Genomic DNA, 20858 nt, shown 5'->3' with positions numbered 1-20858 from the left:
CTGTTGGGTGGACAAAGTTTGGAGGAGAGCGGGTTGATCCTTGGGAGCAGCCCGGCAGGCAAATTGCCGGCAATGTCCGCGTCCGGCAGCATTGTGATTTTTTTAACAAAATGAAATAAAACTGTGTATCCATGCCGCAATGATTCGGCATGAGCGGAAAAGTGGCAAACAGCCGGCACAGTAGTAAAGCTGTTGGACATTGCGGGGGAAAATGGCCTTTGGTATGTAGCCGGGACTCCTCTTTTCCGGCTTGCACCCCCCGGAAGCGCCGGGGATTAGAGTGCTTGCCTTCTTTTGGTTTGGCTTTTGCATGATGCCAAACCTTTTTTATGTTTTATACGGCCGGAGGGAAGGCATTTTATAATGGAAGAATTTGGGGAGAAAAGGGAAAAGGCTGAATTTGATCGTATTGAGAATTTATGTGCAGCCGGGGCAATTTTTACTAAGGCATGCGATAGCCGATGGTTCAGCACTGCTCTCGAATCCTTGCCAATAGAGGGGTTTCGAGAGCAGCTTTTTGGTAGTCAATCCGGCATGATATGATAGTAGTAAAATAAATGGGGGAAGGATCAACATGGAAGAAGCGCTGCAATTGCTGAAGCAGCCCGAGTGGCGGGTGATGGACCAGTCCGGGTTGGGCCCGCAGTTTGAAGCGGCCCAGTCATTTGCGATGGACGACACATTGTGCACCTCTGTAGGGGCAAACGCCTCCCCGGCTGTTGTCCGGACATGGGTGCATCACGACACCGTCAGCCTGGGCATTCAGGATACAAAATTGCCCTTTTTTGAGGAGGGGCTGGCTGTTCTTAAAAATAGAGGATTCCGGTATATTGTCCGTAATTCAGGCGGGCTTGCCGTTGTATTGGATACGGGCGTGCTGAACATTTCGCTTGTTATGCCGGATACGGAAAAGGGGATGGATATCAACCGCGGATACGAAGCGATGTTTAAGCTGGTCCAAATGATGTTTTCGGATTTTCCGGTTGTAATTGAAGCGGGGGAAATAGCAGGCTCGTACTGCCCGGGGAGTTATGATTTGAGCATTGGCGGGAAAAAATTCGCCGGCATCTCCCAGCGGCGGGTCAGGAGAGGGGTGGCTGTCCAGATTTATTTATGCGTGACGGGCAGCGGCGCCGACAGGGCAGAACTCGTTCAGGATTTTTATGAGCGGGCAAAACAGGGCGCGGAGACAAAGTTGCAATACCCGTGTGTCCGTCCTGAAGTGATGGCTTCTTTGTCGGAGCTTTTACAGGAAATACTCACGGTCCAGGACGTTTTCATGCGGCTTTTGCAAACGCTGAAGACGCTGGGGAGCCGGCTTGTGTCCCGCCCGCTTTCGGAACAGGAAACAAAATGGTACGGCAAATATTATGAACGCATGCTGGAAAGAAACGCCCGGTTTTTGTAAAGAATGGATGATAATGGGCCATTCCTTGATCTGATGAAAGACATTCTTGAGGTGTGGCCGGAGTCCATTGTCTTTCATGTGCGGGATGAAGGACAATTTAAAGTGGCGGTAGCCCGTTTTTGTCTTTCATCGGGCGAGTGAAGGACATTTGGAGGTTGTGGTGAGATTGTTTTGTCCTTCATGGGGCGGATGAAGGACATTTGGGGCCGGTGATGGCCTCTGTTTTATCCTTCATGAAGCGGATGAAAGACATTTTGAAGCGCGGCGGGTTGGCATTGTCTTTCATAAAACGAATGAAAAACATTTTTAAGACGTGGATCCAAAAAGACACTTGGACGGCGACCAAACTTTCCTTTTAGGAGCATTTCAAAAAGGCAAAAAACATTCGTGTCAGCCAAACCGACCCCCGATAGAAGTTTCAATTAGACAAAAGAACAAGCGGGTCATGTTAAACTGTCCAATTAGGATTTCCAATTGGACAAAAGATCTGCCTCTGCCATGTGTTTTGGCCCTTTAGAGTAGATCAAAAAGACAAAACGCACCTGGAAATCATCCAAACTGTCCTTTAGAACGTTTCAAAAAGACAAAAGATGCTGGGGAAACATGCCAATTGTCCTTTAGAGCGTTTCAAAAAGCCAAAAGACACCTTGACAGCGTCCAAACTGTCTTTTAGAACACCTCAAAAAGACAAAAGGCACCTGGAAATCATCCAAACTGTCCTTTAGAACGTTTCAAAAAGACAAAAGATGCTGGGGAAACATGCCAATTGTCCTTTAGAGCGTCTCAAAAAGCCAAAAGACACCTTGACAGCGTCCAAACTGTCTTTTAGAGCATCTCAAAAAGCCAAAAGGCACCTGGAAATCATCCAAACTGTCCTTTAGAACGTTTCAAAAAGACAAAAGATGCTGGGGAAACATGCCAATTGTCCTTTAGAGCGTTTCAAAAAGCCAAAAGACACCTAGGCAGCGTCCAAATTGTCTTTTAGAGCATCTCAAAAAGACAAAAGACACCTTGGTAGCGTCCAAACTGTCCTTTAGAGCATCTCAAAAAGCCAAAACGCACCTGGAAATCAGCCCAATTGTCCTTTAGAACGTTTCAAAAAGACAAAAGATGCTGGGGAGACATGCCAATTGTCCTTTAGAGCGTCTCAAAAAGCCAAAAGACACCTTGACAGCGTCCAAACTGTCTTTTAGAACATCTCAAAAAGCCAAAAAGCGCCTGTGAATCAAACAAACTGTCCTTTAGAACATCTTAAAAGCCAAAAGGCACCTAGGGAACGTCCCAATTATCCTTTCATGCAACAAAAGCCGGGAGATTGCCGGCTTGCACGCCAAAAACCCATTGAGCATGCACCGCCCAATGGGTTTTGTTGTTTGCTCGCCCGGAACTTATTCTGCCAGCTTTTCGAGGTTGCCGTTGCGGTCCATTTTGAACTTAGTCGCGCCGGTTTCGTCTTCTTCGAAAAGGACGTATTTTCTCGCGCGGTTCATGATTTTCATCAAGGTTTCGTAGTCTTCCTGCATGGTAACCGAACCTTCTTCGAGCTCTTGGACACGTTTTTTCAATTCTTCCGTTTCCTTTTTCAATTTCTGGTTTTCGTGCTTCAATCTTGCATTCTCACTTTTTAAAATCGTGCTTTGGAATTGCGTATTGTTCAAGTATTGCAGATAGCTGATGACCTTGACAAGGCTCATATCCCCGTTGCTTTCGGTCGGCTGTGAAACTTGCGGGCTGCCGTTTTCAGCTTCTTCCCCGTCCGGAGCCGGTTGTTCTGGAAATTCAGCAAGCGGCATTTCGCCAATTTCCTCGAGTGTTGGAACCGGCGGCTGGTACAGCAGTTTCTTTTTCCCGCCCTGGTCTTTTCCAAGCAGGCGCTGGCGTTGTTTGCGCTGTTTTTTTGCAAGCTGCAGCGCCTGTTCGTAATTATGGCGGACAACCGCATTCCAGCGGAAACCGCAGGCGGCGGATGTACGGTTCAGCTTATCGCCGACTTCCTCAAAAGCATTCAGCTGTGTGCTTCCTTCGCGCACGTGGCGGAGCACTGTTTCCGCCAGCAACAAATCATCTTCTTCGCTCCACGCATCTTGACGTGATTTCATTCTCATTACCCCCAAATGTAAATTTTTTGTTTGTACTAAGAGAATGGACAAAAAACACGCAATTTATACCAATATGGTAAAAAAATAATAGAATTTTAGCGCGCAAACGGATTTTTGCTTTCGGCAACACAGACAGGCGGGTACACGGGGGAAGCCAAAAAGCCCCGTTAGCGTCTGCCCGGGCACGGATAAATGCAAGGGGTTTAAAAAGCGCAGCCACACGCTGGCGGAGATTGGAAAATATGGCAAGAGAAGAACGGGTTTCCTAATTAAAAAATGCAGCGCCACAAGCTGTGGGCATGGAGACCGCCAATGCTCTCCAACCACCTGGCCGGTTTAAAAAGTGCAGAGTCAAAGCTGGTGCGAGCCGCTGTTTTACGCTTACCGCGCCCGGCCGGTGTTAAAAAATGCAGCGCCACAAGCTGGTTCCCCTATAGAAACGGCAAAATCAAGCATTTTCGAAAGAGGCGGTCTTCCATCGGGGGGTATTCATTAGCCCCGCGCATTTCCAAAAGCTGCCCGTCCGCATATTACAAGCTTTTTTTCTCGGGCTTGTCCCGGTATAATAGAATTACGACATCAGGAAGAGGGTAAAGCATGGAATACGCCAAACGTAAGCTCAGTGAGGAAAAAGTGTTTAAAGACCCTGTCCACCGCTATGTCCATGTGCGTGACCGGGTGATCTGGGACTTGATCGGAACAAAAGAGTTCCAGCGTTTGCGCCGGATCCGGCAGCTCGGCACGACTTACCTGACTTTCCACGGGGCGGAACACAGCCGTTTCAGCCACTCGCTCGGCGTCTATGAAATTGTCAGGAGAATTACAGATGATGTTTTTAAAGACCGGGTGAACTGGAACGGAAAGGACAGGCTGCTGTCGCTTTGCGCTGCGCTTTTGCACGATCTTGGCCACGGCCCGTTTTCCCATTCGTTTGAAAAAGTGTTCGGTATGGACCATGAGGAGTTTACAAGGCAAATCATCCTCGGGGAGACGGAAGTCAATGAAGTATTGCGGCGGGTCGGCAGAAATTTCCCGAAAAAAGTGGCGGAAGTGATTGCGAAAACTTCAGAAAACAAGCTGGTGGTCAGCCTGATTTCAAGCCAGCTTGATGCGGACCGGATGGATTATTTGCTGCGCGATGCGTACTATACAGGGGTCAGCTACGGCCATTTTGACATTGAACGGCTGCTCCGCGTCATGCGCCCGCATGAAGACCAGGCCGTTTTTAAATATAGCGGCATGCATGCGGTCGAAGATTACATTTTAAGCCGTTACCAAATGTACTGGCAAGTGTATTTCCACCCGGTGACAAGAAGTGCGGAAGTGATTTTAACAAAAATTTTGCAGCGCGCGAAAACGTTGTACGATGCCCGTTATCCGTTCAAACACGGGCCCAGCCATTTCCAATCGCTTTTTGAAGGCAGGCTTACCCTGCGAGATTATTTAAAGCTGGATGAGCACATCATGCTGTATTATATTGAAGTTTGGCAGGAAGAAGATGACCCGGTTTTGCGGGATCTTTGCGCCCGCTTTGTAAACCGGAATCTGTTTAAATACATTGAGTTTGACCCGGCAAAAGAATTTAAGGTGCACAGCCGGCTTGAAAAGCTTTTTGAAGAAGCCGGGATCGACCCGAACTATTATTTGGTCATTGATTCGTCTTCAGACCTTCCGTACGATTTTTACCGGCCGGGCGAGGAAGGGGAACGGCTGCCGATCAATTTGCTGATGCGAAACGGCGACCTGAAGGAATTATCAAGGGAATCGGATATTGTGGACGCCATTTCGGGGAAAAGAAGAACGGATCATAAATTGTATTTTCCGCTTGATTTGATCGAAGACGAAACGACACACGGGGAAAAGAAAAGGGAAATTGCCGCTTTGCTGAAACTGCCCCGGAGTTCGGAAATTTAGTCAGGAGTGAATGGTTTGTGTTAGAAGATCATGTGAAAATAATGGGTGCGCTTGCCATAAGCGGAGAGATTGTCGGGCGTAAAAAGCTGCAAAAAATGATTTATATTGCGAAAAAATTATCCTTCCCGTTTCAGGAAAAATTCGAGTTCCACTTTTACGGCCCGTATTCTGAAGAGTTGACGCTCAAAGTAGAGGAACTGACCAATCTCGGGTTTGTAAACGAAGTAAAAGAGAAAAAAGGCGGATATGTCCAATACCGGTATACGGTGACAGACGAAGGCCGGGAATTTCTGGAAATGTACGAACCGGATCTGCCGGGGCTAGATGCGTGCTTGGCAGAAATGAACGGGCAAAATGCGCGTTTCCTTGAACTTGTTTCAACCGTCATGTATTTTGACACGCTTCCGAAAGAGGAAGTAAAAGAGAAAATCTTTACATTAAAAGCGAAGCAGCGTTATACAGAGGAGGAAATCAACGAGGCGTACGATTACATAGAAAAATTGAAAAAAATCGCCAGGCCCGTCCAGCAGGCTTAGCGATTTTTTCTCCCTTATTCGTCGCTTTTGCGGACGCCGCCGACAGCATAATGGTTTTTTGACATTTCTTCAATAAAAACGGTAATGTTTTCTTTCGGGGCGCCTACGGTTTCGCTGACCGCGGCCGTTACTTTTTCGACCAGCGCTTTCTTTTGTTCGTCTGTACGGCCTTCCAGCATTTTGACAGTTACATATGGCATAGGGTGCATCTCCTTTTGGATGTTTTCATTTAAAAATTGTAAAGTCTTTTTTGCCCGCCTGCAAGTGGCACTTTTAAAACATGTGAATACCGAATGAAAATTTTGTATACTATAGTCAATATATTGTTTTTAAAGGAGACCGGTACGTGGAACAATTACAACAGTTTTTGGCATATCCGTTAAGGGATATCCCGATTGTCGCGGCGGTGCTGATCATTGCTTTTACCGTCCATGAGTTTTCCCATGCTTATACAGCTTATTTGTGCGGCGACCCGACTGCCAAACGCGAGGGGCGGCTGACATTGAACCCGGCGCAGCATATTGACCCGCTTGGCGCGCTGCTTATTTTTGTCGCCGGCTTCGGCTGGGCGCGCCCTGTCCCGGTAAACCGCTACCATTTCAAAAATCCGCGCCTGGCAGGGGTGGCGGTATCTTTTGCGGGCCCTGCCAGCAATTTTTTGATGGCGTTTATCGGGGAAATCATCTTTTATGTGCTGGTGGCAACCGGGCTTGGCGCAGGCCTGCCATGGTTTGTCCTTTCCTTTTTCAATTATTTTGTCTGGCTGAATCTCGTATTGTTTATTTTTAATTTAATTCCGCTTCCGCCGCTGGACGGGTACCGGATCATAGAAGATTTGGTTTCGCCGGGGGTACGGGCAAAATTGACGCAGTACGAGCAATACAGCATCGTTGTATTTCTGGTCCTGCTGGTCACGCCGCTTGGCCGATATACGATCTCGCCGCTGCTTAACAGTGCGGTTCCGTCGATTATGAAGGGATTCCAGACCATTGTTTCCGTATTCGGATAGATTGCCATTGAGAGAAAGGGGATGTGCAAGATGGCTAAAGAAAAGAAAAAGGCAGAATTTAATATTATTAAAAATGCGCCGACTGACGGCCATAAAAGTTTTGGCACCGGGGCGCTGAACCTTGAAAATGTCTCGCCGGTGATCATTGATGTCAATGAAGGCACGGCGGTTGTCGATATTGGGGCGATGCATGCAAGGAGCGCCGTGGAAAAACGGGTGAGATTTTTCCCCGACCGTTCGGAAGTCCCGGAAGAAGGGGCAAAACCGTACTGGCTTGTGTGGGTGACAATTGAACGCGGCGAAAACGGGCCTTATTATCACGGGGTGACAGCCTGCGAAATGGTGGTCAACAAGGAAAAACGCCGCGGCTACAAATCGCTGCCGGAACATGTCAACCGCCTCGACAAGTCGATGAAGGGCCATATCATTGTAGACCATATGGACGACCGGTCCAAAAAAGTGCTGGCAGACTTTTTAAAAGGCCACAGCAGCGAGATGTGGAACTTATCCAGCGATGAATTGAAAGAAGCATTAAAGGCCTGACCCCGCGCATTTATTTTTGCGTAAGGAAAGGACCGAAATTTCACGATGCATTGAAGGAGCAGGAAAGGCCTGACCGCACAGCGGACAGGCCTTTCTGTTTGCTGTTTTAAAAAAACGGGAACAGTTTTTCAAGCCAGTTCCGGTGCTTTTTCGGGTACAACTCATTTTCTCCTGCAGCGGGATGTTTGCTGCAGGGCTCGGCCGGTTCGGTACCGGATATAAAGTATGTCAGCCTTGCCACCGGGCAGTTAGCGGTTGCGATTTTCCCGGTGGCAGGATCGATTTCAACACCGGTTACGCCTTTGGGCGGCTTAAATTCCGTTACAGGGCGCCCGTCAAGCGCCTTTTCCATAAACCGGGCCCATATTTTTTTGGCGTACATTTTATCGGCGGCCAACGTGATTTCCTGCCCGTTGTCGTATCCGACCCAAACGCCTGATACAAGCTGGGGCGAAAACCCGATCATCCAGCTGTCCGTGTTGGTGGAGCCGGATTTGCCGGCGTACGGGCGGGTGAGGTTTTTGACAATGGAGGCGCCGGTGACACGGGCATAGCCGTTCAGGCGCTTGTCAAACATGCCGGTCATCATTTGCGAGGTGACAAACGCCGCCGCTTTGTCCAACACCCGTTTTTTCTCGTGTTTGTCGTATGCATACAGGACGCGGCCTTTATAATCTTCCACTTTTGTGATGAAAACAGGCCCGTTTTGAGTGCCGCCGTTTGCAAGCAGGCTGTAGGCGTTCACCATATCGAGCAGGTGCACGCCGGATGTGCCGAGCGCAAGTGACGGCACTTTTTCCATTGGGGTTGTAAGGCCGAATTGTTTTGCGGTTTGGACAAGCACATCCTGCCCGAGCAGCAAATGGGTTTTCACGGCGTAAATATTATCTGAAACGGCGAGCGCCTGCATCATCGTAATGTCCCTATTGGCATACTGGCTGTTGAAATTATGCGGCCTGTATGAAGATCCGCCCGGCCGGAAAACGGTCGGTTCGCTTTTGAGCATCGTTGCCGGCGTGAATCCGTGGTTCAATGCAGCATAATAAAGGAGCGGCTTCATGGTGGAACCGGGCTGGCGCGTTGCCTGTGTGGCGCGGTTAAAGGAACTTTCCGCATAATCGCGGCCCCCGGTAAGTGCGGTTACGAAGCCGTTTTTCGGATTGATTGCCGCAAAACCGAGCTGGATTTGCGAAGATGCCGGAATGATTTCCTTCACTGTTTCTTCGGCAATTTTTTGCTGCTTCACATCAAGGGTGGTATATACTTTTAATCCCCCGAGCGCAATCGTCCGGTCATCAAACCCGAGTTTTGTTTTCAGCTGTTTTTTCACAAGGTCCTGGAAATAAGGGGCGATCCGGTTTGTATCCGGATCCGCTTTTTGCATGATTTTTACCGTTTCATTGGCGGCTGCTGCTGCTTGTTTTTTTGTAATATAGCCGTTTTTCACCATCGATTGCAAAACAGCAAGCTGCCGTTTTTTCGCTTTTTCCGGCGAAATGACAGGGGAGTAGACTCCGGGTCCGTTTGGAATCCCGGCAAGCATGGCGGCTTCGGCAAGTGTCAGCTGTTTGGCGCTTTTCCCGAAATAGTACCGGCTTGCGGCTTCAATCCCGTATTTTCCATGCCCGTAATTGATCGTATTTAAATAGCCTTCCAGAATCCGGTCTTTGCTGTAGCTGGACTCGAGCCGGACCGTGTAAAATGCTTCCTTTAATTTTCTTTCCCATGTTTTATCAAGCGTTAAAAACAGGTTGCGGGCGTATTGCTGGGTAATGGTGCTTGCGCCCTGCACCTTTCCCATTGCTTTCATATCGGCGGCGACCGCCCCGGCCATGCGCCGGTAATCAAAGCCGTGGTGATGGTAAAAGTTTCGGTCTTCGATTGAAATGGTCGCGTCAATGGCGTTTTCGGAGATGCCGTCAAGCGGCACCCAGTATCTTTGCTGGCCGCTGTTCGACTCGCCGATTTGTTTGCCGTTTTGTGCATAATAAAGCGTTGATTGCGGTACGGACAGCGGCGGCGGACCGAGAATTTTTGCATACAGATAGACAGCTGCCGTTAAGGCAGACAGCAGGATGGCGAAAGTAATCAGGGCAAACAGTATCAGGCGCAGGCCCCATTTGGCTTTCCGGATCTTTGGTGTTGTCTGTGTCTCCATCATCCGCACCTCTTTTTCTCCTTATTTCCTTAGTATTTAGTAAGAGAGGAAATTTTAAACACCGGAACCGAAAAAAAGGATGATGGGAAGGGTGGCCCGCTGTAAAAAGATTCTTGCTTTTTTTCGGAATTTCACTATACTTTTTCCATGTGTCCGAAATTGTGAAAAAGAGGAGAAAAAGATGAGATTTGACGAAGCTTATTCAGGCCATGTTTTTATCGGGGCAAGCCCGGATTATGAAAAAAGCCGGGTGGTGCTTTACGGCATGCCGATGGACTGGACAGTCAGCTACCGCCCGGGTTCACGGTTCGGCCCGGGGCGCATCCGGGAAGTTTCAATCGGGCTCGAAGAATACAGCCCGTATCTTGACCGGGAACTTGCTGAAATCAGCTATTTTGATGCCGGAGATATGCCGCTGCCGTTCGGCAATCCGCAAAAAAGCCTTGATATGATTGAAAATTATGTCGGGACATTGCTCGACGACGGGAAATTTCCGTTCGGCCTTGGCGGCGAGCATTTGGTGACATGGCCGGTGATCCGCGCCGTTTACAAAAAATACCCCGATCTCGCTGTCATTCATTTTGATGCCCATACCGATTTGCGCACGGATTATGAAGGCGAGCCGCTTTCGCATGCTACGCCGATCCGGAAAACGGCGGAGTTGATCGGGCCCGCGAATGTGTATTCATTCGGTATCCGGTCCGGCTTAAAAGAGGAATTTGAATGGGCGGAAAGAAACGGCATGCATATCGCAAAGTTTGAAGTGCTTGAGCCGCTCAAAAAAGTGTTGCCGGCGCTTTCCGGCCGCCATGTGTATGTGACGGTCGATATTGATGTGCTCGATCCCGCTTTTGCGCCGGGGACAGGGACGGTGGATGCCGGCGGGATCACCTCAAAAGAACTGCTGGCATCGATTCATGCGATTGCCCGTTCCGGCGTAAATGTCATTGGTTGTGACCTTGTTGAAGTGGCACCTGTATATGATCATTCCGAGCAAACAGCCAATACGGCTAGCAAGCTCGTGCGCGAAATGATGCTCGGCTGGGTGAAGTAACGGAAAACCCGGCACCGGCTGCGGGGGCGGGTGCCGGGTTTTTAAAGTTAAGCTTGCGGGATAGCAGCTCCATTATATATGATAAAATGAGGAGAGTTACCATATTATTTTTCCGCCGGAAGGGTTATAATGGATGAAATAAAGGATGTGGGAAAATGGCGGGGGAAACCGTTTCTTGCCCTGTAAAAATACATATGACCACGGAGATTTTCCAGGAAGAAGCGGAAAAAATCGAACTGGTTTTGTTCGGCCATTATTACGAAAAAGGCGGTTCGGCCTATTTAAAGTACGAGGAAGTGCAGGAAGCCGGCAAAATTTATACGGTTGTCAAAATGGCAAGCGGAAGGGCGCTTGTATTGAGAAGCGGTGCGGTCTCCATGCGGCTTGATTTGCGTGCCGGGACAAGGCGCCCGGGGACTTACGAAAACGGCTATGGCCAATTCCCGATTGAAGCGGCGGCAGATGAGATTGTGCACACGCGCACAGGCCCGCTTTCCGGGCAGCTTTCCCTCGGATACAGGCTTTATATGCATGGGGGTTCGGTCGGTACATATAAAATGAAGATCCATTATGAGGAGGTACAAGCAGCAAAATGAACATTGCGGAACAAATGCAGGAAACGCTGAAAACGGAAATCAAAGAAGCGGTGATGAAGACCGGCTTGGTTGCGGAAGCGGATATTCCGGCTATTGTGCTGGAAAAGCCAAAAGAAAAAGCGCACGGCGATTATGCCGCAAACATTGCAATGCAGCTTGCGCGTGCGGCAAAAAAAGCGCCGCGCCAGATTGCGGAAGCGATTGTCGAACATATCGACAAATCGAAAACGTCGATTGAAAAAGTGGAAATCGCAGGCCCCGGCTTTATTAATTTTTATTTGGACAATACGTATTTGACCCGGCTGATCCCTTCTATCCTTCACGATGGTGCGGATTACGGCCGTTCAGATGCCGGCAGGGGCAAAAAAATCCAGGTTGAATTCGTATCGGCGAACCCGACCGGTGATCTTCACCTCGGACATGCGCGCGGCGCCGCTGTCGGGGATTCACTGTGCAATATTCTTGAAAAAGCAGGGTATGAGGTGACCCGTGAATACTATATTAACGATGCCGGCAACCAGATCCACAATCTGGCCTTGTCAGTCGAAGCGCGCTACTTCCAGGCGCTCGGGATGGAAAAGGAAATGCCGGCAGATGGCTATTACGGCCAGGATATTATTGACCTTGGAAAAAAACTTGCCGATGAATACGGCCGGAAATTTGTGGACGCGGATGAAAAAACGCGCTACGAATTTTTCCGCCAGTACGGCCTCGATTACGAGATGGCGAAACTGAAAAAAGACCTTGAAGACTTCCGCGTTCGTTTTGATGTCTGGTATTCGGAAACGTCTCTTTATAAGAGCGGAAAAATTGACGAAATGCTGACACTGATGCGCGAAAAAGGCCATATTTATGAAAAGGACGGGGCAACGTGGTTCCGCTCGACGGCTTTCGGCGACGACAAAGACCGCGTGCTCATCAAAAACGATGGGACTTACACGTACTTGACCCCGGATATTGCTTACCATAAAGACAAATTTGACCGCGGCTTCGATACGGTGATTAATATTTGGGGCGCTGACCACCACGGCTATATCCCGCGGATGAAAGCGGCAATGGAAGCGCTCGGCTATAACAGCGGCAATCTTGAAGTGGAGATCATCCAGCTTGTTCACTTGTATAAAAACGGCGAAAAAATAAAAATGAGCAAGCGGACTGGGAAAGCGGTCACGATGCGTGAACTCATTGACGAAGTCGGGCTTGATGCAACCCGGTACTTCTTTGCGATGAGAAGCTCGGATACGCATTTGGACTTTGACCTTGATCTTGCCGTTTCAGAGTCCAATGAAAACCCGGTTTACTATGCGCAATATGCCCATGCCCGTATTTGCAGTATTTTGCGCCAGGCGGAAGAAAAAGGGTTTGTGCCGGATACAGGCGCCGATTTTTCCGTGATCCGGTCTGAAAAGGAAACGGATGTCCTGAAAAAGCTCGGAGAATTCCCGCAGGTGATTGCTGATGCGGCCGAAAAGCGGATCCCGCACCGCATTACAAATTATATTAACGAACTTGCCGCCAACTTCCACAGCTTTTACAATGCTGTGAAAGTGATCGAGCCGGCGCATGCGGACGCCACCAAAGCGCGCCTTGCCCTCGTGAAGGCCGTGCAAATTACGCTGAAAAACGCGCTCCAGCTGATCGGCGTTTCCGCACCTGAAAAAATGTAAAGACAAAAGCCGTCCTCATCCGTTTCCGGGTTCAGGGCGGCTTTTTTTTATTAAGATGGTGTTTCAGTTCAGTGTCCCAGGGACCGGCTTTTCCGTAAGCCGGTGGTCGATTGCCGCCGGGTGTAAGAAAAGCAAATTGGATTGCAGGCAGCAAGATAGCCCGGGGTTCAGTGCTTTTTTCAGTCAACGTGTGGTAAATTTACTGGGCAACAAAATGCGTTACAGCCCGCAAGATGGTATTCAAGGCCGGCCAAGCACCCATCATCCCTCGCAGTGTCCCCGGTCTTCCGGAAGGCAATATTTTCCTGATTGCGCCGACTGGCCCAGAGCCGGCTTTTTCATCACAAAAATCCTTCAATTGCCCTCACGCCCCATTCGGCCAGCCTCGTTGCCAATCCGGGGCGGTTCAGGCCGTCTGATGTAAGAGGGGCAGCGTGGCGCATATCATCCTTCACGACCGCGCACATTTTTTGGATAAACACATTGTCGTATACAAGGCAGTTGACTTCAAAGTTTAAACGGGCACTGCGCCGGTCAAAATTAGCCGTTCCAATATTGCAGACGGTCCGGTCAATGATCATAATTTTCGCGTGATAAAATCCGGGCTTGAACAAATAAATGTCTGCGCCATTTTCAAGCAGCTGCCGGAAATAGCGGCTTGCGGCCTCTTTGACAAGCGGATGGTCCGCCCTATCGGGGGTGAGCACTGTGACTTTTACGCCACGTGCCAAAGCCTGCACCAGTTTTTTGTGGATGGCCGGAGTCGGGATAAAGTACGGGGAACCGATAAAAATCGATTCACGGGCTTCATCAATCAGGCTGCAAACCAGGTGCTCAAGCTCATCGCCCGCAGTCGGGATGATCCGGTGGCGGCATCCGCTTTTCTCCTCATGGGGAGAGAGATGTGTTTCAAATGGCATATTTTCTCCTGTAGCCGTTTCCCAGTTCCTGATAAATTCCTCCTGCAAGTCGCGGATACTTCCGCCGGTTAAGCGGAAATGGTAATCCCGCCAAGGAGACAGCGACTTGTTGCCATTGATATAATCCTTCCCCACATTGAAACCGCCAAGATAGCCTGTCTCCCCGTCAATGACGGTTATTTTCCGGTGGTTCCGCTGCTGGAGCGTGTAAAAGAAAAAAGGGAACTTCGGCCGGTTGCTGAAGGCAAACGAGACGCCAGCGTTTTTCAGCTGTGCAATCATCTGTTTTGTGACCTTCCGGCTGCCCGCCCAATCGAGCAATACTTTTACTTCTTTCCCTTCGCGCGCTTTTTTTGCGAGCAGGCTGAAAAATTCACGGCTGATTTCATCATTTTTTACAATATAAAACAGGACGTATATGCTTTTTTTGGCATGCAGGATATCGGAAAAGTAGTGGGGAAACAGATTTTCTCCGCATGTAAAAACAGTAAAATCTCCGTGCCGTACGGGATATTGGCGCTGTTTGCGAGTTTTGCGGAAATGCCTTTTTCCAAGCGTGTAATCGGTGAAAAGCCAGATGATGAGTACTATGACGGCAGAAAGGAATAAGAGCAAAATCATATCTTTTTTCCCCGCTTCAATCGATTTTTTTTGTGGTCGAGTCCATGTCTTTATTCTTCCCCAAATGCGGCCGATTCTACTTACAAAAGCCGGAAACAGGCACAAAGAAATTCAAAAAAATAAAGAAAAAAGGATTGACTGAATGCTCATTCATTATATAATGTAGGTAAGCAAGATTCGGAAAATTACCTGCTTTTTTGTGCGAGCACGAATGAACGAAGGGAGCGTCGGGAGAAAAATGCACATCTTATTATGGTTAAACTGGTTGTTGTTTTTGTCTGTAACCGCTTACGGCATTGGCCTTTTTGCGTATTTGGTAAGGACAAGGATCCAGTATATCAAATTGGGGAAAAAACAGGAATTCGACAACAATGTCAAGGCGCGGCTCAAAAAAATATGGGTATACGTTTTCGGGCAGAAAAAACTGCTCAAGGATAAAAAGAGCGGCGCCATCCATGTGATGATGTTTTACGGGTTTATTCTCGTCCAGTTCGGCGCAATTGATTTCATATGGAAGGGGCTTGCGCCGGGTTCGCACTTGCCGCTCGGGCCGCTTTACCCCGGATTTACTTTCTTTCAGGAAATCGTCACGCTCGTGATTTTATTTGCGGTCGGCTGGGCGTTTTACCGCCGCTACATTGAGAAGCTCGTCCGCTTAAAACGCGATTTTAAAGCGGGGCTTGTGCTCATCTTTATCGGCGGGCTAATGGTTTCTGTCCTGGTCGGGGGCGGTATGGAAATCATTTGGCACTTTGAGGAGCCTTCATGGACGGAACCGGTGGCAGCCGGGATTGCAGCAGCCTTTCATTGGATCGGGCCCACCGCGGCGGCCGTTGTGTTTTACGTGGCATGGTGGATCCATCTGTTGCTTCTGCTTACTTTCCTTGTCTATATCCCGCAGTCGAAGCACGCCCATTTGATTGCAGGGCCTGCGAATGTGTATCTGAACCGGCTCGGGGATACCGGGAAATTACGGGCGATCGATTTTGAAGACGAATCGCAGGAAAGTTTTGGCGTCGGGAAAATCGAGGACTTCACGCAGCTTCAGCTTGTCGATCTTTACGCCTGTGTGGAGTGCGGCCGCTGCACGAATATGTGCCCGGCAACCGGAACAGGAAAAATGCTTTCACCGATGGACTTGATCATTAAATTGAGGGACCATCTGACCAATTACGGCGCGGCCGTTACGTCCAAAGCACCGTGGGTTCCGGCATTTGCTTTTGCCAACACGACAGGGAACCGGCTCGCCCGGGAGAGTGCAACCCGCGGGGCAGAAGAGGCAGCTGTAGCGCTTGATTACAATCCGAGCCTGATCGGCGATGTCATTACCGAAGAAGAGATCTGGGCATGCACGACTTGCCGGAATTGCGAAGACCAGTGCCCGGTTATGAATGAACATGTCGATAAAATCATTGATTTGCGGCGCTATCTCGTTTTGACCGAAGGAAAAATGAAACCAGATGCACAGCGGGCAATCCAAAATATTGAACGCCAGGGCAATCCTTGGGGACTGAACCGGAAAGAGCGCGAGTCGTGGCGTGAAGGGCGCGAAGATATCGAGGTCAAGACGGTCAAAGAAATGAAAAAATCGGATGAGGAATTCGAGTATTTATTCTGGGTCGGATCAATGGGGTCTTACGACAGCCGCAGCCAAAAAATCGCGCAGTCGTTTGCGAAACTGCTGAATGAAGCGGGTGTGAAATTCGCCATTCTCGGCAACAAGGAGAAAAACTCCGGAGATACAGCACGCAGGCTTGGCAATGAATTTTTGTTCCAGGAACTGGCCGGCCAGAACATCGCCGAGTTTGAAAAGAACGGCGTGAAAAAAATTGTGACGATCGATCCGCATGCATACAATACGTTTAAGAAAGAATATAAAGATTTTGGTTTTGAAGGGGAAGTGTACCATCACACCGAAGTGCTTTATGAGCTGCTGAAAGAAGGACGCTTAAAGCCGAAGTACGAAGTCAATGAAACGGTTACCTTTCATGACTCCTGCTACCTCGGCAGGTACAATGACATTTATAACCAGCCGCGTGACATTTTAAAAATGATCCCGGGCGTAAAGCTTGTGGAAATGGAACGGAACCGTGAAACCGCGATGTGCTGCGGGGCCGGCGGCGGGTTAATGTGGACGGAAGAAGATACCGGGCACCGGATTAATGTGGCGCGGACTGAACAGGCACTTTCCGTGAATCCGACCGTCATCAGCACGGAATGCCCGTACTGTCTGACAATGCTGTCTGACGGTACAAAAGCGAAAGAAGTGGAAGACACTGTGAAAACCCTGGATGTTGCCGAAATTCTGGAACGTTCGGTCTGCGGGGCACCGGGGCAGACTGCTGCAGTATCTTAAGCGGGTGATACCGCCGCAAAACGGGATGCGCGGCAGGGAAGCTAGCAACAGTTGTATGTAAACCGGCAAATCATCTGCGCAAAAGCGGCGGGGAACAGGATATGCAAAAGGAAGATTCTCCGCCGTTTTTTTGCGGCAGATCACACAGGATGATAATGGTTTGGGAATGTAAGCGCATGCATATTGCCGGCGCTTTTCATAAATCACACAGTAAGGCAAGGCTCACTGCTGTTTTGGGAAACGAACGGCAAAGGGCCATGAATGAACGATGATTGAGCGTTCGCTCGATTGGCGCTTTTCATCCATTCCAAAAGCATCGGGAAGTTCGCTGCTGTTTTGGCAGCAAATAACAAAGGGACTATGAATGAACGATGATTCGCGTTCGTGCAAATTGCCGGCGCTTATCATAAATCCATTGTAAAAGGGGAGAAGATGGTTGAACACGGTGATCATCGACGGGGCGCGTACGCCATTTGGGAAATTCGGGGGAAAACTGGCTGCACTTCCGGCGTCCGCGTTAGGCGGGATTGCGATCCGGCATGCATTGGAAAAAGCGGGCGTTGAAAACGGGGAAGTAAATGAAGTGATTATGGGGAATGTCCTACAGGGCGGCCAGGGGCAGCTCCCATCCCGGCAGGCGGCAAGGCACGCCGGCATTCCGTGGGAAGTCAAAACGGAAACGGTGAATAAAGTGTGTGCTTCCGGCATGAGGAGCGTGACCATGGCGGATCAGATCATCCGTTTGGGAGACGGGGAAGTCATTGTAGCCGGCGGGATGGAGTCGATGTCAAACGCCCCTTACTTCCTGCCCAAGGCAAGATGGGGATTGAAAATGGGCGATGTCCAGCTGAAAGACATGATGACCCATGACGGACTCATCTGCGCATTTTCCGGCGTCCATATGGGCACATACGGAAACCGCACGGCGGAAGCGTTCGGGCTGACCCGCGACTTTCAGGACCGCTGGGCATTAAGAAGCCACCAGAAAGCATTGGAAGCCATTCATTCCGGCAAGTTTGCCGAAGAGATTGTTCCGGTGGAAATCCCGCAAAGAAAAGGCCCTGCGCTGCTTGTTGAACAGGATGAACCGCCGCGCGCGGATACGACGCTTGAAAAACTGTCCCAGCTGCCGCCTGCTTTCGACAAAGACGGCACCATCACGGCCGGCAATGCTCCGGGTGTGAATGACGGGGCGGCTGCACTTGTTTTAATGAGCGCTGAACGGGCTGCAAAAGCAGGGTTGAAGCCGCTTGCAAAGATGGTGGCGCATGCGGAAGTGGCGGTGGAGGCGCAGCATTTTCCGCAGACGCCGGGGCTTGTGATCAACGAAATCCTGAAAAAAACAGGAAGAAAGCTTGATGACATTGATTTGTTTGAAATCAATGAAGCATTTGCCGCTGTGGCCCTTGCCAGCAGCAAAATCGCACAGCTCGATTTGGATAAGGTGAATGTAAACGGCGGCGCGGTTGCGTTAGGCCATCCGATCGGTGCAAGCGGCACGCGCATTATTTTAACCCTTGCATACGAACTGAAACGGCGCGGCGGCGGGACCGGGATCGCAGCCATCTGCTCCGGTGGCGGCCAGGGCGATGCCGTCATGATTGAAGTGCAATAAAACTTCAACGTGTATGACCACCCAAAAAAGGGGACCTGATCATGGATTTTCAGTTTACGGAAGAACAGCTTTTGTTAAGAAAAACCGTACGGGATTTTGCAGGAAAAGAAATTTTGCCGGCTACGGGCGACATGGAGCGCGGCATGTTCCCGCGTGAAATACTTGGAAAAATGGCAACCCTCGGTCTGATGGGCATCACCATTCCGGAAACATACGGCGGTGCGGGGCTGGATTTTACTGCATACGTTATAGCTGTTCATGAAATTTCCAAAGCCAGCGCGACCATTGGCGTCATCCTTTCCGTCCATTCATCCGTCGGGACCGCGCCGATTTTATATTTCGGAAGTGAAGCGCAAAAACAAAAATATTTGCCAAAGCTTGCAAGCGGGGAATACCTGGGGGCTTTTTGCCTGACGGAAGCCGAGGCGGGGTCGGATGCGAAGAATTTAAAAACAAAAGCGGTAAAACAGGGCGGGCATTATGTGCTCAATGGTTCAAAAATGTTCATTACAAACGGCGGCGAGGCGGATACGTATATTGTATTTGCCCGCACGGAAGACGGCAACATCACCGCTTTCATTATTGAAAAGACCATGCCGGGTTTCCGGACCGGCAAGGATGAGAAAAAAATGGGGCTGCACGGGTCAAAAACTGTCCAGCTTCACTTTGAAAATCTCCAGGTTCCGGCTGAGAACCGGCTGGGGGAAGAAGGGGAAGGGTTTAAGATCGCAATGGCGGTGCTGGATGCCGGCCGGATCGGGATCGCGGCACAGGCCCTCGGGATTGCGGAAGGCGCCTATGAACTGGCACTTCAATACGCAAAAAACCGGCGCCAGTTCGGAAAACCCATCCACGCATTTGAGGGTACCGGTTTTAAACTTGCCGACATGGCAACAAACATCGAAGCCAGCAAACTGCTTGTCTACCGGTCAGCCTTTTTGCGGAGCAACGGCCTGGGCTGCAAAAAAGAAGCGGCGATGGCCAAACTGCTCGCTTCCCAAACAGCTGTTGATACAGCGATTGAAGCCGTTCAGATTTTCGGCGGATATGGATACACGAAAGACTATCCGGTTGAACGGTTCATGCGCGATGCGAAAATTACGCAAATTTATGAAGGGACAAGTGAAATCCAAAGAATCGTGATCAGCAATCAATTATTGCGGGAGAAAAGGCTTTAAGTTGTCTTGAATAAAAAATTGGAGGCAGAAAAATGGACTTTCGTTTAAGTGAAGAACATGAAATGATCCGGAAAATGGTACGCGATTTTGCCGTGAAGGAAGTAGCGCCGACAGCAGCGGAACGCGATGAGAACGAACGGTTTGACCGTGGCATCTTTGACCGGATGGCGGCGCTTGGCCTGACCGGGATTCCATGGCCGGAGCAGTACGGCGGGATCGGGAGCGATTTTCTGGCATACTGCATTGCGGTGGAAGAGCTGTCGCGTGTGTGCGCCTCAACCGGCGTGACCCTCTCGGCACATACTTCCCTTGCCAGCTGGCCGCTGTTTAAATTCGGCACAGAAGAACAAAAACAGAAATACCTCGTTCCGCTTGCCCGCGGGGAAAAAATCGGCGCGTACGGCTTGACGGAGCCGGGGTCGGGTTCTGATGCGGGCGCGATGGTGACAACGGCCAGGCGTGAAGGAGACCATTATGTTTTAAATGGTTCCAAAATTTTCATTACAAACGGCGGCGTGGCGGATATTTACATCGTGTTTGCCCTCACCGATCCGAAAAGCAAACACCATGGTACAAGCGCATTTATCATTGAAAAAGATTTTCCCGGGTTTTCAACCGGCAAAAAGGAAAAGAAAATGGGCATCCGGGCTTCCACCACAACGGAAATCATTTTTGACAATGTCATGGTGCCGGCAGAAAACCGGCTGGGGGAAGAAGGACAGGGCTTTAAAATCGCGATGATGACGCTGGACGGCGGGCGCAACGGCATTGCAGCCCAGGCAGTCGGCATTGCCCAGGGCGCGCTCGATGCGGCTGCAGCTTATGCGAAAGAGCGGAAACAGTTCGGCAAACCGATCGCAGCAAACCAGGGCGTGTCTTTCAAACTCGCCGACATGGCCACTGCAGTCGAAGCGGCAAGGCTGTTAACGTACCAGGCGGCCTGGCTTGAGTCAAACGGGCTGCCGTACGGGAAAGAATCTGCCATGTCCAAACTGTTTGCCGGCGATACGGCGATGAAAGTCACAACAGAAGCCGTGCAGATTTTTGGCGGCTACGGTTATACAAAAGATTATCCGGTTGAGCGGTTCATGCGCGATGCCAAAATTACGCAAATTTACGAAGGGACGCAGGAAATCCAGCGGCTTGTCATTTCAAGAATGCTGACAAGGGACTGACGGAGAGGG

The 20858-nt window shown here is 49.9% G+C and carries 17 protein-coding genes; 13 read left to right on the top strand and 4 right to left on the bottom strand.

The genetic code is table 11. From position 1 onward, the window contains the following. Positions 1–363: 363 nt before the first annotated feature. Both NSU00_RS15115 and NSU00_RS15110 read left to right on the top strand, forming a co-directional pair. The gene (locus tag NSU00_RS15115; RefSeq protein ID WP_207369055.1) at positions 364–543 is read left to right on the top strand and encodes a hypothetical protein; all 180 of its coding nucleotides are present in this window, start codon (positions 364–366) and stop codon (positions 541–543) included. A 31-nt stretch (positions 544–574) separates the two neighbouring features. Then, complete coding sequence (locus NSU00_RS15110) at positions 575–1408, top strand: lipoate--protein ligase family protein (protein ID WP_013860779.1); 834 nt, start codon at positions 575–577, stop codon at positions 1406–1408. A gap of 1388 nt (positions 1409–2796) precedes the next feature. Here the strand turns inward: NSU00_RS15110 and NSU00_RS15105 are convergent. Further along, positions 2797–3507, bottom strand: a complete 711-nt coding sequence (locus NSU00_RS15105) for an RsfA family transcriptional regulator (RefSeq protein WP_340703871.1) — start codon at positions 3505–3507, stop codon at positions 2797–2799. Positions 3508–4104: 597 nt separating this feature from the next. Here NSU00_RS15105 and NSU00_RS15100 point away from each other — a divergent pair. Continuing rightward, the gene (locus NSU00_RS15100) at positions 4105–5421 is read left to right on the top strand and encodes an HD domain-containing protein (protein WP_017552678.1); all 1317 of its coding nucleotides are present in this window, start codon (positions 4105–4107) and stop codon (positions 5419–5421) included. A gap of 17 nt (positions 5422–5438) precedes the next feature. After that, complete coding sequence (locus tag NSU00_RS15095; RefSeq protein WP_019721043.1) at positions 5439–5957, top strand: YwgA family protein; 519 nt, start codon at positions 5439–5441, stop codon at positions 5955–5957. Between the two features lie 14 nt (positions 5958–5971). Here the strand turns inward: NSU00_RS15095 and NSU00_RS15090 are convergent, their stop codons facing one another. Further along, entirely contained in the window at positions 5972–6157 is a 186-nt protein-coding gene (locus NSU00_RS15090) for a 2-hydroxymuconate tautomerase (RefSeq protein WP_013860775.1), read from the bottom strand. A 146-nt stretch (positions 6158–6303) separates the two neighbouring features. On the opposite strand from NSU00_RS15090, the gene NSU00_RS15085 reads away from it, so the two are divergent. Next, on the top strand, positions 6304–6966 hold the full coding sequence (locus NSU00_RS15085) for a site-2 protease family protein (RefSeq protein ID WP_014096720.1): 663 nt from the start codon (positions 6304–6306) through the stop codon (positions 6964–6966). 30 nt (positions 6967–6996) lie between these two features. Then, complete coding sequence (locus NSU00_RS15080) at positions 6997–7509, top strand: YwhD family protein (protein WP_013860773.1); 513 nt, start codon at positions 6997–6999, stop codon at positions 7507–7509. Positions 7510–7615: 106 nt separating this feature from the next. Here NSU00_RS15080 and NSU00_RS15075 read toward each other — a convergent pair whose 3' ends face one another. After that, positions 7616–9667 (bottom strand): transglycosylase domain-containing protein, encoded by a 2052-nt coding sequence (locus NSU00_RS15075; RefSeq protein ID WP_029713825.1) that lies wholly within the window; start codon positions 9665–9667, stop codon positions 7616–7618. Positions 9668–9848: 181 nt separating this feature from the next. Here NSU00_RS15075 and speB point away from each other — a divergent pair, with 181 nt between their 5' ends. The 3 genes from speB to argS all read left to right on the top strand — a co-directional run bounded on the left by speB (position 9849) and on the right by argS (position 12984). Next, entirely contained in the window at positions 9849–10721 is an 873-nt protein-coding gene (gene speB / locus NSU00_RS15070; RefSeq protein WP_017552682.1) for an agmatinase, read from the top strand. 155 nt (positions 10722–10876) lie between these two features. Then, positions 10877–11317 (top strand): DUF1934 domain-containing protein, encoded by a 441-nt coding sequence (locus tag NSU00_RS15065; RefSeq protein WP_017552683.1) that lies wholly within the window; start codon positions 10877–10879, stop codon positions 11315–11317. Then, on the top strand, positions 11314–12984 hold the full coding sequence (argS, locus tag NSU00_RS15060) for an arginine--tRNA ligase (protein WP_019721039.1): 1671 nt from the start codon (positions 11314–11316) through the stop codon (positions 12982–12984). The genes NSU00_RS15065 and argS overlap by 4 nt, the downstream gene beginning before the upstream one ends. A gap of 341 nt (positions 12985–13325) precedes the next feature. On the opposite strand, the gene cls is transcribed toward argS, so the two are convergent. Continuing rightward, a complete protein-coding gene (gene cls / locus NSU00_RS15055) occupies positions 13326–14525 on the bottom strand; it encodes a cardiolipin synthase (RefSeq protein WP_326242363.1) in 1200 nt (399 codons plus the stop codon). 238 nt (positions 14526–14763) lie between these two features. Here cls and NSU00_RS15050 point away from each other — a divergent pair, with 238 nt between their 5' ends. The 4 genes from NSU00_RS15050 to NSU00_RS15035 all read left to right on the top strand — a co-directional run bounded on the left by NSU00_RS15050 (position 14764) and on the right by NSU00_RS15035 (position 20849). Beyond that, on the top strand, positions 14764–16881 hold the full coding sequence (locus tag NSU00_RS15050; RefSeq protein ID WP_013860766.1) for a heterodisulfide reductase-related iron-sulfur binding cluster: 2118 nt from the start codon (positions 14764–14766) through the stop codon (positions 16879–16881). A 436-nt stretch (positions 16882–17317) separates the two neighbouring features. Then, complete coding sequence (locus NSU00_RS15045) at positions 17318–18496, top strand: acetyl-CoA C-acetyltransferase (RefSeq protein WP_340703104.1); 1179 nt, start codon at positions 17318–17320, stop codon at positions 18494–18496. A gap of 41 nt (positions 18497–18537) precedes the next feature. Further along, positions 18538–19674, top strand: a complete 1137-nt coding sequence (locus NSU00_RS15040) for an acyl-CoA dehydrogenase (protein WP_340703870.1) — start codon at positions 18538–18540, stop codon at positions 19672–19674. A gap of 32 nt (positions 19675–19706) precedes the next feature. Next, entirely contained in the window at positions 19707–20849 is a 1143-nt protein-coding gene (locus NSU00_RS15035) for an acyl-CoA dehydrogenase (RefSeq protein WP_017550325.1), read from the top strand. Positions 20850–20858 lie beyond the last annotated feature (9 nt).

Source organism: Weizmannia sp. FSL W8-0401 (genome assembly GCF_038009125.1).
GTDB lineage: Bacteria > Bacillota > Bacilli > Bacillales > Bacillaceae_C > Weizmannia > Weizmannia coagulans.
This window is presented reverse-complemented; position numbering and strand designations above follow the sequence as displayed.

What these genes read in the sequence shown, in the direction of transcription:
- NSU00_RS15115 (WP_207369055.1), top strand. Translation starts at nt 364, where the DNA reads ATGGAAGAATTTGGGGAGAAAAGGGAAAAGGCTGAATTTGATCGTATT.
- NSU00_RS15110 (WP_013860779.1), top strand. Translation starts at nt 575, where the DNA reads ATGGAAGAAGCGCTGCAATTGCTGAAGCAGCCCGAGTGGCGGGTGATG.
- NSU00_RS15105 (WP_340703871.1), bottom strand. Translation starts at nt 3,507, where the DNA reads ATGAAATCACGTCAAGATGCGTGGAGCGAAGAAGATGATTTGTTGCTG.
- NSU00_RS15100 (WP_017552678.1), top strand. Translation starts at nt 4,105, where the DNA reads ATGGAATACGCCAAACGTAAGCTCAGTGAGGAAAAAGTGTTTAAAGAC.
- NSU00_RS15090 (WP_013860775.1), bottom strand. Translation starts at nt 6,157, where the DNA reads ATGCCATATGTAACTGTCAAAATGCTGGAAGGCCGTACAGACGAACAA.
- NSU00_RS15080 (WP_013860773.1), top strand. Translation starts at nt 6,997, where the DNA reads ATGGCTAAAGAAAAGAAAAAGGCAGAATTTAATATTATTAAAAATGCG.
- NSU00_RS15075 (WP_029713825.1), bottom strand. Translation starts at nt 9,667, where the DNA reads ATGGAGACACAGACAACACCAAAGATCCGGAAAGCCAAATGGGGCCTG.
- speB (WP_017552682.1), top strand. Translation starts at nt 9,849, where the DNA reads ATGAGATTTGACGAAGCTTATTCAGGCCATGTTTTTATCGGGGCAAGC.
- NSU00_RS15065 (WP_017552683.1), top strand. Translation starts at nt 10,877, where the DNA reads ATGGCGGGGGAAACCGTTTCTTGCCCTGTAAAAATACATATGACCACG.
- argS (WP_019721039.1), top strand. Translation starts at nt 11,314, where the DNA reads ATGAACATTGCGGAACAAATGCAGGAAACGCTGAAAACGGAAATCAAA.
- cls (WP_326242363.1), bottom strand. Translation starts at nt 14,525, where the DNA reads ATGATTTTGCTCTTATTCCTTTCTGCCGTCATAGTACTCATCATCTGG.
- NSU00_RS15050 (WP_013860766.1), top strand. Translation starts at nt 14,764, where the DNA reads ATGCACATCTTATTATGGTTAAACTGGTTGTTGTTTTTGTCTGTAACC.
- NSU00_RS15040 (WP_340703870.1), top strand. Translation starts at nt 18,538, where the DNA reads ATGGATTTTCAGTTTACGGAAGAACAGCTTTTGTTAAGAAAAACCGTA.
- NSU00_RS15035 (WP_017550325.1), top strand. Translation starts at nt 19,707, where the DNA reads ATGGACTTTCGTTTAAGTGAAGAACATGAAATGATCCGGAAAATGGTA.